This window comes from Aurantiacibacter arachoides (genome assembly GCF_009827335.1).
In the GTDB taxonomy this organism is placed as follows: domain Bacteria; phylum Pseudomonadota; class Alphaproteobacteria; order Sphingomonadales; family Sphingomonadaceae; genus Alteraurantiacibacter; species Alteraurantiacibacter arachoides.
The window spans coordinates 763,254-772,661 of the sequence record NZ_WTYH01000001.1; the positions used below are offsets into that span (position 1 = coordinate 763,254).

Annotated in this window: 13 protein-coding genes; 7 read left to right on the forward strand and 6 right to left on the reverse strand. The window is 64.2% G+C overall.

The window, feature by feature from the left end; genetic code table 11:
* Window positions 1-29: 29 nt before the first annotated feature.
* From GRI62_RS03840 to GRI62_RS03870, 7 genes are all read left to right on the forward strand, one after another.
* Window positions 30-680: an adenylate kinase gene (locus GRI62_RS03840; protein ID WP_131452089.1), complete on the forward strand. Its 651-nt coding sequence runs from the start codon at window positions 30-32 to the stop codon at window positions 678-680.
* A 42-nt stretch (window positions 681-722) separates the two neighbouring features.
* Window positions 723-1,304, forward strand: a complete 582-nt coding sequence (locus GRI62_RS03845; RefSeq protein WP_131452090.1) for an SRPBCC family protein — start codon at window positions 723-725, stop codon at window positions 1,302-1,304.
* A 301-nt stretch (window positions 1,305-1,605) separates the two neighbouring features.
* The gene (rpsM, locus tag GRI62_RS03850) at window positions 1,606-1,974 is read left to right on the forward strand and encodes a 30S ribosomal protein S13 (protein ID WP_131452091.1); all 369 of its coding nucleotides are present in this window, start codon (window positions 1,606-1,608) and stop codon (window positions 1,972-1,974) included.
* 61 nt (window positions 1,975-2,035) lie between these two features.
* A complete protein-coding gene (gene rpsK, locus GRI62_RS03855) occupies window positions 2,036-2,425 on the forward strand; it encodes a 30S ribosomal protein S11 (protein WP_131452092.1) in 390 nt (129 codons plus the stop codon).
* 107 nt (window positions 2,426-2,532) lie between these two features.
* The gene (locus GRI62_RS03860) at window positions 2,533-3,588 is read left to right on the forward strand and encodes a DNA-directed RNA polymerase subunit alpha (protein WP_131452093.1); all 1,056 of its coding nucleotides are present in this window, start codon (window positions 2,533-2,535) and stop codon (window positions 3,586-3,588) included.
* 81 nt (window positions 3,589-3,669) lie between these two features.
* On the forward strand, window positions 3,670-4,089 hold the full coding sequence (rplQ, locus tag GRI62_RS03865; RefSeq protein ID WP_131452094.1) for a 50S ribosomal protein L17: 420 nt from the start codon (window positions 3,670-3,672) through the stop codon (window positions 4,087-4,089).
* A 220-nt stretch (window positions 4,090-4,309) separates the two neighbouring features.
* Window positions 4,310-4,912, forward strand: a complete 603-nt coding sequence (locus tag GRI62_RS03870; protein ID WP_131452095.1) for a hypothetical protein — start codon at window positions 4,310-4,312, stop codon at window positions 4,910-4,912.
* A gap of 150 nt (window positions 4,913-5,062) precedes the next feature.
* Here GRI62_RS03870 and GRI62_RS03875 read toward each other — a convergent pair whose 3' ends face one another.
* The 6 genes from GRI62_RS03875 to GRI62_RS03900 are packed head-to-tail and all read right to left on the reverse strand — an operon-like array spanning window position 5,063 to window position 9,396.
* Window positions 5,063-5,695, reverse strand: a complete 633-nt coding sequence (locus GRI62_RS03875; RefSeq protein ID WP_131452096.1) for a trimeric intracellular cation channel family protein — start codon at window positions 5,693-5,695, stop codon at window positions 5,063-5,065.
* The gene (locus tag GRI62_RS03880; RefSeq protein WP_131453749.1) at window positions 5,695-6,384 is read right to left on the reverse strand and encodes a PepSY domain-containing protein; all 690 of its coding nucleotides are present in this window, start codon (window positions 6,382-6,384) and stop codon (window positions 5,695-5,697) included. The genes GRI62_RS03875 and GRI62_RS03880 overlap by 1 nt, the downstream gene beginning before the upstream one ends.
* Before the next feature lie 22 nt (window positions 6,385-6,406).
* Window positions 6,407-6,838, reverse strand: coding sequence for a VOC family protein (locus tag GRI62_RS03885; protein ID WP_131452097.1), 432 nt, complete (start codon window positions 6,836-6,838; stop codon window positions 6,407-6,409).
* Window positions 6,835-7,653 carry a hypothetical protein gene (locus GRI62_RS03890; protein WP_131452098.1) on the reverse strand — a complete coding sequence of 273 codons (819 nt, stop codon included), beginning with the start codon at window positions 7,651-7,653 and terminating at the stop codon, window positions 6,835-6,837. Before GRI62_RS03890 ends, GRI62_RS03885 begins: the two co-directional genes overlap by 4 nt.
* A gap of 1 nt (window position 7,654) precedes the next feature.
* Window positions 7,655-9,061, reverse strand: a complete 1,407-nt coding sequence (gene lpdA, locus GRI62_RS03895; protein WP_131452099.1) for a dihydrolipoyl dehydrogenase — start codon at window positions 9,059-9,061, stop codon at window positions 7,655-7,657.
* A gap of 5 nt (window positions 9,062-9,066) precedes the next feature.
* A complete protein-coding gene (locus tag GRI62_RS03900) occupies window positions 9,067-9,396 on the reverse strand; it encodes a hypothetical protein (RefSeq protein WP_131452100.1) in 330 nt (109 codons plus the stop codon).
* Between the last annotated feature and the right edge of the window lie 12 nt (window positions 9,397-9,408).

Genomic DNA, 9,408 nt, shown 5'->3' on the forward strand with positions numbered 1-9,408 from the left:
GGTTGGTTCGACAGGGGATTCGCGCGGCAATGAATATCATTCTCCTCGGGCCTCCCGGTGCCGGCAAGGGCACCCAGGCCAATCGCCTGGTCGAACATCACGGCATGCGCCAGCTTTCGACCGGCGACATGCTGCGCGCGGCGGTCAAGGCGCAGACGCCGATCGGCGTGCAGGCCAAGGCCATCATGGAACGCGGCGAACTGGTCTCCGACGCGATCGTCTCGGCGCTGATCGATGCCGAATTGCTCGCCATGGGCGATGCGGTGGGGGCAATCTTCGATGGCTATCCGCGTACTGCGGCGCAGGCGGACTCGCTTGACGAAATCTTGTCTCGCCATGATCGCCACCTGCACCACGTGATCGAGCTGTCGGTGAATGAGGACGCCCTCGTCGATCGCATTACCGGCCGCTTTACCTGCGCGACCTGCGGCGAAGGGTATCACGACCGCTACAAGCAGCCGAAGGTTGCAGGGACGTGCGACAAGTGCGGTGGTGCGGAATTCAAGCGCCGACCTGACGATAACGAGCACACGGTACGCACGCGCATGGCCGAGTATCGCGCCAAGACCGCGCCGATCCTGCCAGGCTACGAAGCGCGCGGCATCGTTCACCGCGTCGATGGCATGGCGCCGATTGACGATGTGACCAGCGCGATCGAGAAGGTGTTGGCCTCCGGCTGATCCTGCCGCTATTCCCGCGTGCAACATCCGGAAGACATTGCCATGAAAGCCACGTCCTTTGCCCTTGCCGCGCTCGGGTTGACGATCGCCGCGCCTGCCTCGGCCGATGTCGTGGCCAGCGGAGACGGTGGCTTTGCGACGCGGGATACCATCACGATCCCAGCGTCTCCCGCCGAGGTGTGGGATACGCTCGTCCGCCCCGCGCTCTACTGGAACCCCGAACACAGCTGGTATGGCAGTGCCGACCAACTGTTCCTCACCTTTGGTCCGGGCGGTTGCTTCTGCGAAATCGTCAGCGGCACGCCGGAAGACGCGATCGAGGATCTCGCCTTTGTCGAACACGCGCGGGTGATCCGCACCGCGTCCGGTCAGATGCTGCGCCTGTCAGGCGCCTTTGGTCCGCTTCAGGGCGAGGCGTTGACAGGAACGCTGACCATAGAGCTTGACGCAGAGGGCGCGGGCACCCGGGTAGAATGGTCCTATGTGGTCGCCGGGTTCTCGCGATTCTCCCTGCCCGAGATAGCACCGGTCGTTGACATGGTCATGAGCGAGCAACTCGGGCGCCTGGGCACCGCCGTGGCCGCCAGGGCCGGCAATGCCGAGGGTGGGGCGGTTCAGCCGTAGGGGAACTGACGGCTTTTGACTTTCGCGCGGTTTCGCGCTAGATCCGGACCGCAGCATCGAAACGCGACGCTCAGTGGCCATGCCGCTGGCCCGCTTCGGCCTGTTGACACAGCCGGTTGACGCGGAGGGGGAATCACCCTATCTGCGCACTTCATTCGTCCATCGCGATCGGATTTTCTTGCTAGCGGCAGCCTTGTGCGCGCCTTCGGCATGGCTTTCGTGAGCGGCGGTCGAATGGAACCGCGATGAGATAGGGTCGGCCCTCGAAAGCCGTAATGCCCTGTGGAGCATGGAGAAGTAAGTGGCTCGTATTGCCGGGATCAACATCCCAACCAACAAGCGCGTTATCGTGGCGCTCACCTACATTCACGGTATCGGCCCCGCCACGGCGACCAAGATCGTCGACAAGCTCGGCATCGATCATGCCCGCCGCGTGCAGGACTTGACCGACGCCGAGGTGTTGCAGATCCGTGAAACGATCGATTCCGATTTTCAGGTGGAAGGCGATCTTCGTCGCGATACCGCGATGAACATCAAGCGCCTCATGGACCTCGCCTGCTATCGCGGCCTGCGTCATCGCAAGGGCCTGCCCGTTCGCGGCCAGCGCACCCACACCAACGCCCGCACCCGCAAGGGCAAGGCCAAGCCGATCGCCGGCAAGAAGAAGTAAGCCGTCGGGGCTTGTCGCCCCGCAGCTTTTCCCTTCTTTCGAGACACGAGGAATTTGAACGATGGCACGCGAACCAGGCCGTATCCGGCGCCGTGACAAGAAGAACATCTCCAGTGGCGTGGCGCATGTCAACGCCAGCTTCAACAACACCATGATCACCATCACCGACGCGCAGGGCAATGCCATCAGCTGGTCCAGTGCCGGTGCGATGGGCTTCAAGGGCAGCCGCAAGTCGACGCCCTATGCCGCGCAGGTCGCTGCCGACGATGCGGGCAAGAAGGCCGCCGAGCACGGTGTGCGCACCCTCGAGGTGGAGATCAAGGGTCCGGGTTCGGGCCGCGAAAGCGCCTTGCGCGCATTGCAGGCGGTGGGTTTCACCATCACCTCGATCCGCGACGTGACCCCGATCCCCCACAACGGCGTGAGGCCTTCCAAGCGCCGCCGCGTCTGATCGAAGCCTGCCGCGGGAGGCATCTTCCGCAACCAGTCATTCGCATCGGCCGCGGCGCACCAGCGCTCCGCGGCCTTTGCGCCAGAAATCCTAACTAGGGGAAGTCCATGTCCGTCAACACCAAGAACTGGCAGGAACTCAAGAAGCCCAACACCCTCGAGGTCAAGGAAGGCAGCGACAAGAAGCGCAAGGCTACCTTCGTGGCCGAGCCGCTCGAGCGCGGCTACGGCCTGACGCTCGGCAACGCCCTGCGCCGTGTGCTGCTGTCCAGCCTGCAGGGTGCTGCGATCACCTCGATCAAGATCGAAAACGTGCTGCACGAGTTTTCCAGCCTGGCTGGCGTGCGCGAGGACGTGACCGACATCGTCCTCAACGTGAAGCAGATCGCGCTAAAGATGGAAGGCGAGGGCGCCAAGCGCCTGCAGCTTTCGGCCACTGGCCCGGGTGAAGTCACCGCCGGCGATATCGCGGTGACCGGCGACATCGAGGTCCTGAACAAGGATCTGGTGATCTGCCACCTCGACGAAGGCGCGACGCTGAACATGGAACTGACGGCCGACAGCGGCAAGGGTTACGTGCCCGCCGTGTCGAACCGGCCGGTGGATGCGCCGATTGGCCTCATCCCGATCGACTCGCTCTACTCGCCGATCAAGCAGGTCAGCTACAAGGTCGAGAACGCTCGCGTCGGCCAGGAACTGGACTTTGACAAGCTGTCGCTGACCATCGAGACCGACGGCACCGTCACGCCTGAAGATGCCGTGGCCTACGCCGCTCGCATCCTGCAGGACCAGCTGACGCTGTTCGTCCACTTCGAGGACGGTATCCCGCAGCCGCAGAGCGCCATGATCGGCGTCGCCGCCGAGCCGCAGGAAAGCGACACCAACCAGCTCAACCGTTACCTCCTCAAAAAGGTCGACGAGCTGGAGCTGTCGGTGCGTTCGGCCAATTGCCTCAAGAACGACAACATCATCTACATCGGCGACCTGGTCCAGAAGACCGAGGCCGAGATGCTGCGTACGCCCAACTTCGGTCGCAAGTCCTTGAACGAAATCAAGGAAGTGCTTTCCAGCATGGGCCTGCGCCTCGGCATGGACATCCCCGGATGGCCGCCCGAGAACATCGAGGAAATGGCCAAGAAGCTCGAACAGGAACTGCTCGGCTAACAGGGTTTGGGCGGCGCACCCTTAAGCGCCGCCAGCACTGGGGTACCTTAGACGGCCCCTTTTCGAACGGAGTACAAAGAAATGCGTCATGGTATCAAGGGCCGCAAGCTCAGCCGCAAGAGCCAGCACCGCACGGCATTGTTCCGCAACATGGCGGCGGCGCTGATCAAGCACGAGCAGATCACCACCACCGTCGCCAAGGCGAAGGAACTGCGTCCTTACGTGGAAAAGCTGGTGACCCTCGCCAAGCGCGGTGGCCTTTCCAACCGTCGCCTGGCGCACGCCCGCCTGCTGGACGATGCGCAGCTCATCAAGCTGTTCGACGTTCTGGCCGCCCGCTACGCCGACCGTGAAGGCGGCTACACCCGCATCATCCGCGCCGGCATCCGCCAGAGCGACGCGGTGCAGATGGCCATCATCGAATTCGTCGACCGCGATGTCGCCGCCAAGGGCCAGGATTCGGGTCCGGTGATTAACGAGGAAGAGTTCGAAGACGCGTAAGTCGCACTCGGTACGAGACAAGCGAAGGGCCGGGAGAGCGATCTTCCGGCCCTTACTTTTTGCGCATGGCGAGGTTCGGTAATCGAGATGGCCCATTCAGGAAAAGCGGTTCCTTCCTGAATATTTCCTAACACCAAAGTTCAGCCTCGTCTCACGAGACTCGCGCTAGACCATCTCATCAAGGCGGTGGAGAACGCGCTGCCAGTGAAGGAGACGCCCGATGACAAAGTTGAAAGCCATGGCCAAAGGAACGTTTGCCACCCTTGCGGCTGGCGCGATGACGCTCTCGGCCGCTGCCCCCGCCGCCGCGCAGGATCGCTGGCGCGACCGTGATGACGACGGCATCGGTGCCGGCGAGATCATTGCGGGCGCGGTTATTCTCGGTGGCCTTGCTGCTATCCTCGGCTCTGGCCGCAACGACCGCTACGACGACTATCGGTATCGCGACAGCCGCGACTATCGCTACAACGACAGCCGCTACGGCGACTATCGCAACGGGTATGATGGCTATGGCCAGCAGTCGAGCCGCCGGGCGGTGGAACAGTGTGTCGGGGCTGCCGAACAGTATGCCCAGCGACGACTCGGCAGCCGTGCGGAGGTTTACGAAATTGCCGACATCGACCGTGAAAATCGCGGGTACGAGGTCAAGGGCCGCATCGCCGTTCGCGACGACTATCGTTACGCCGACCGTCGCAGCCGGTATGGCTACCGCGATTACAGTCGCGGCAATCGGAACCAGGGCTGGGACGAGGGTCGCTTCGAGTGTGACTATCGCAACGGCCGCGTGGTGGGGATCGATTTCAGCGGTATCCGCGGTCTTTGAGGCCGGCAGACAGCATCGATACGATGACTTGAGAACGAGGCGGTCCAGGCTGATAGCAGCCTGGGCCGCCTCGTCTTTTCGCCTGAGGCGGGACACGGTAGGATTGGTATGCGCGGCGGATAGGCCCATTCCCGCGCCCCAACCCTTGCACTACGCCTCGCGCGAATAGGCGGGCAGTTCGATGCGCCAGATCATCGCCGCGCCGCGCAGGGCAAACCCTGCCAGAGCGGCGATGGCCATGGCGAGCGGCTGGGCCACGCCGATCAGCAACAGCCCGGCGCATAGTGCAGCCGCCAGCGCGGCGGCGGTGACGTAGAGCTCCGGCCGCATGAGGATGGACGGCACGCCTGCGATGACATCGCGGATTATGCCGCCCACACATCCCGTCACCACGCCCAGGATTACCGCCGCGAGTGGCGCGACATCGAAGGCCAGCGCCTTGGCCGTGCCGAGCGCTGCAAAGGCTGCCAGTCCGATGGCGTCTGCCCATTCCAGCCAGCGGCCGCTCCACCATTTCGAAGGCAGCCACCACGCTATGGTCGCGGTGACGAGGATCACCGGGGCGATCCAGAAATCCCGCAGCCAGAACGCCGGCTGGCCGAGCAACAGGTCGCGCACCGATCCGCCGCCGACGCCTGTCACCAGCGCAAAAAAGGCGCAGGTGACGAACGTCTGGTTGAGCCGTGCCGCCATCAGCGCGCCTGACAGCGCGAACACCGCCGTGCCGGCCAGATCGACGAAAGGCGGCAGGACGGGCGCCGCGATGGCTGCAGGAAAGGTCATCATGGTCCCGTCACCGCCAACTTCGCCTTGCGCCGGCGGAACATCAGCGTGCACCCGATCAGCGATCCTGCCACGCTGAGCGCGGCAAACACGACAAGTACCCAGTGGTTGAAGGGCGCCTGCCCCTCCAGGTCGCGCGTTTCCAGATCCATGATGTGCAGGCCCCAGAAGAAATCGTAAATCCGCCACCATCCGGTACGCACTGCCTGCACCTCGCCGGTCTGGGCGTTGATGTAGAGGTTGGTGTCGTCCGCAAACCGCGCCTGCCACACGTTCACTGGGTTGCGAAAATCGCGGGGCACCTCGTCCGCGGGGAAATAGGTCATGCCTTCCAGGGCGGCATCCCCGGTGAAGGTCGCCTGCGCGATTTCGCGCGCCGCGGTTTCGCCCACGGGATTGTAAAGGCTGCCGTCGCTGGCCGAATAGCGATAGCGCCCGCCATCGTCCTCCACCACGATCCACCCGGCACCGTCGACGAAATTCTGCAAGGTGACGCTGCGCACCGGGCCAGTCAGCTGCGGCAGCACCAGTCCATCGGCGGCGACAGGAGGCAATTCCAGGCGCCGGTCCGATCCGCGCACGCTTTCTATCGGCTGGATAATCATGACGAGGCCGGAGACCGTCCACATTACGATGGGAAGGCCGACCAGCCAGCCCAGCCAGATATGCCATCTGGCAAAGCGGCGCATGAGACGTTGCTGGCCCACCGGACTACTGCGTGGCGAACAGCTTGGTTCGATCGGCAAAGGCCTTCATCTCGATGGCGTTGCCGCTGGGATCGGTGAAGAACATCGTCGCCTGCTCTCCCGGCTGGCCTTCGAAACGGACGTGGGGCGCGATCTGAAAGGCGACTCCCGCAGCGGTCAGCCGCTCGGCCAGCGCCTTCCAATCCGCCAGGCCAAGCACGATGCCGAAATGCGGCACCGGCACATCATGCCCGTCGACTGGGTTGGTGCCGTGCCCCCCCTTGGCCACGACGGAGGGGACCTGGTGCGCGACGATCTGGTGGCCGTAGAAGTCGAAGTCCACCCAGTCATCCGATGAGCGCCCTTCGGGGCAGCCCATGACACCACCCCAGAACGCGCGCGCAGCGGCAAGGTCGTGGACAGGAAAGGCGAGATGAAATGGCGAGAGTTCTGTCAACGGAGCGGTATCCTGTGCAAGCCCAGAGCCAGGCCAAAACCCAGTATCGGGGCGGCACCATAGCCGATCAGCGGCGTGGGGTAAGGGGCCATCAGGGCGCAAACGCAAAAGCCGAAGAACAGACCGGCGAGAGTAAAGCGTTTCGCCCGGTCGAACGGCACGGCAAACAGGATAAGCGCGAAAGCGGCAGCCAGGCTGACGGCAAGCAACACAGCCATCAGCACACTGACCGTTGCGGCCTGGGTGAGGACATTCTCTACCCACTCGCGCGGCGCCAGCTCGCCGCGAACGGCCATCCACAGCGACGCGAAGAAAGCCACGATCGCCGCGACGCCCACCTGCCAGTCGCGATTGACATGATGCAGCCCCACGGCGGCAAAGGTCAATGCGAAGCCGGTCGCTGCATCAGGCTGCAACAGCGCCGCGCCAACGCCGGCCAACAGCAGCGGCGCGGCGAGTGCGCGGTTGCGGGCGGCAAGGATCGCCAGCGGCGGGGTGGTCAGCATCCCCGTGTGCAGCGCCAGCGGGCCGAACGGAAACCACCGGCGAACCGGGTGCGCGGTGATCGAGGCCAGCTCCGGACCGATCCATACCGCCGCGACCATGACGGCCAGAAGGGCGCCCGCGAGGATATGGCGGCTGGGCGCTGTATGCGGGCCGCGACCCAGCAGGATCCATGCAATCGCCAGTCCAAGCGCGCCGAGATTTGTCAGCGGGTAATGGCTGGGGGCGCCGCTCATCGCCATCCACGCCGCGCCAGCGAGCACGGGGATCGCCAGCGCAAGGACGGCGGGCAGGCGCTCCCGCAGGGTCATGTCAGATGTGGATCGGCTTGCCCTGGACGCCCATCGCGGCTTCCTTCATCGCCTCCGAGTGCGTGGGGTGGGCGTGGCAGGTGTAGGCGATGTCCTCGCTCGTCGCACCGAACTCCAGCGCCAGCGCGGCTTCGGCAATCATCGTGCCCGCGACGCTGGCGATGGCCCAGACGCCGAGCACGCGATCAGTTTCGGCATCGGCGATGATTTTCACCAGGCCGTCGGGTTCATGGTTGGTCTTGGCGCGGCTGTTCGCCATCATGGGGAACTTGCTCGTCTTCACCGTGTGCCCGGCATCCTTCGCCTGTGCCTCGGTCAGGCCGACGCCCGCGATCTCGGGCCAGGTGTAGACGACGCTGGGGATCACATCGTGGTTCACGATGCCCGTCTGTCCGGCAATGTTCTCGGCCACCGCGATGCCTTCGTCCTCGGCTTTGTGGGCGAGCATGGGGCCGGGGATGACGTCGCCAATGGCCCAGACGCCGTCCACCTTGGTGCGAAATTCATGATCGGTCTCGACCTGGCCGCGCTTGTTCACGTCCAGGCCGATGGCCTCGAGGCCAAGCTTGTCGGTATTCGGCTTGCGACCGATGGAAACCAGCACACAATCCGCATCCAGCGTCTCGGCCGCGCCGCCGGCGGCGGGCTCCATCGCCAGCGTGGCCGTGTCGCCCGCTACCGTGCAGCCGGTGACCTTGGTGCCCAGCCTGAATTCGATACCCTGCTTCTTGAAGATCTTGCGCGCTTCCTTGCGGATATCCTCGTCCATGCCTGGCAGGATCTCGTCGAGATATTCGACGCAGGTCACCTTCGCGCCGAGACGCCGCCATACGCTGCCCAGCTCCAGCCCGATCACGCCCGCGCCGATCACGACCATGTGCCCGGGCACCTTGGGCAGCTCCAGCGCACCGGTGGAATCGACCACCACGAACCTGGAATTGTCCACCTCGATGCCCGGCAGCGGGGTAACGCTGGAGCCGGTGGCGATGACCACGTTCTTCGCGGTGACCGTCTCATCGCCCACCTTCACTGTGTGCGGATCCTGGAAGGTGGCGTGGCCCTTCTTCCACTCGACCTTGTTCTTCTTGAACAGGAACGCGATGCCCTTCGTCAGGCTGTCGACCGCTTCGATGCGCTGGCCGTGCAGCTTTTCCATGTTGAGCCTGGGCGTTACCTCGATGCCCATCGCTTCCATCGCGCCGTTGGCGGCGGCATCGTAATACTCGCTCGCGTGCAACATGGCCTTGGAGGGAATACAACCGACGTTGAGACAGGTGCCGCCCAGGGTCTCCCGGCTGTCCGCGCAGGCGACCTTCAGCCCCAGCTGCGCCGCCCGGATCGCGGCGACATAGCCGCCGGGGCCGGCACCGATAACGAGGACGTCGTAGTCGTAAGTTTGTTCAGCCACTTTGCTTACTCCGCTGGCAGCGTATCGCTGACTGACCCGGCCGCGCCGCCGGTCTCAGTCGCACATTGATTGACGATGCCTTCTATCCGCTGGGGACTGGCATCTTCGATGGTCAGGTCGGGATCGGTAACAAAGGCGTTCGCCGTGCACTCGCAAACCTGCGCCACCCGACCGGCGACGATGCCCGCACTTTCGGCAACCTGCAGGCATTGCGCGGTGACCGCGTTGCCGATCTCACCTTCCAGGGCGTCACCGGCGATCTGGGTCGCAGCATCACACCCCGGCAATGATACCAGACAGGCAATCAACAGCAGAACTTGCTTGTGCGTTGTCATGGGGCCCTCTGG

Bases quoted from the DNA above. Each gene is read 5' to 3' on its own strand.
- GRI62_RS03875 (WP_131452096.1), bottom strand. From the start codon at position 5,695: ATGACCTTTCCTGCAGCCATCGCGGCGCCCGTCCTGCCGCCTTTCGTC.
- GRI62_RS03870 (WP_131452095.1), top strand. From the start codon at position 4,310: ATGACAAAGTTGAAAGCCATGGCCAAAGGAACGTTTGCCACCCTTGCG.
- GRI62_RS03840 (WP_131452089.1), top strand. From the start codon at position 30: ATGAATATCATTCTCCTCGGGCCTCCCGGTGCCGGCAAGGGCACCCAG.
- rplQ (WP_131452094.1), top strand. From the start codon at position 3,670: ATGCGTCATGGTATCAAGGGCCGCAAGCTCAGCCGCAAGAGCCAGCAC.
- GRI62_RS03845 (WP_131452090.1), top strand. From the start codon at position 723: ATGAAAGCCACGTCCTTTGCCCTTGCCGCGCTCGGGTTGACGATCGCC.
- GRI62_RS03890 (WP_131452098.1), bottom strand. From the start codon at position 7,653: ATGACCCTGCGGGAGCGCCTGCCCGCCGTCCTTGCGCTGGCGATCCCC.
- rpsK (WP_131452092.1), top strand. From the start codon at position 2,036: ATGGCACGCGAACCAGGCCGTATCCGGCGCCGTGACAAGAAGAACATC.
- GRI62_RS03880 (WP_131453749.1), bottom strand. From the start codon at position 6,384: ATGCGCCGCTTTGCCAGATGGCATATCTGGCTGGGCTGGCTGGTCGGC.
- GRI62_RS03860 (WP_131452093.1), top strand. From the start codon at position 2,533: ATGTCCGTCAACACCAAGAACTGGCAGGAACTCAAGAAGCCCAACACC.
- GRI62_RS03900 (WP_131452100.1), bottom strand. From the start codon at position 9,396: ATGACAACGCACAAGCAAGTTCTGCTGTTGATTGCCTGTCTGGTATCA.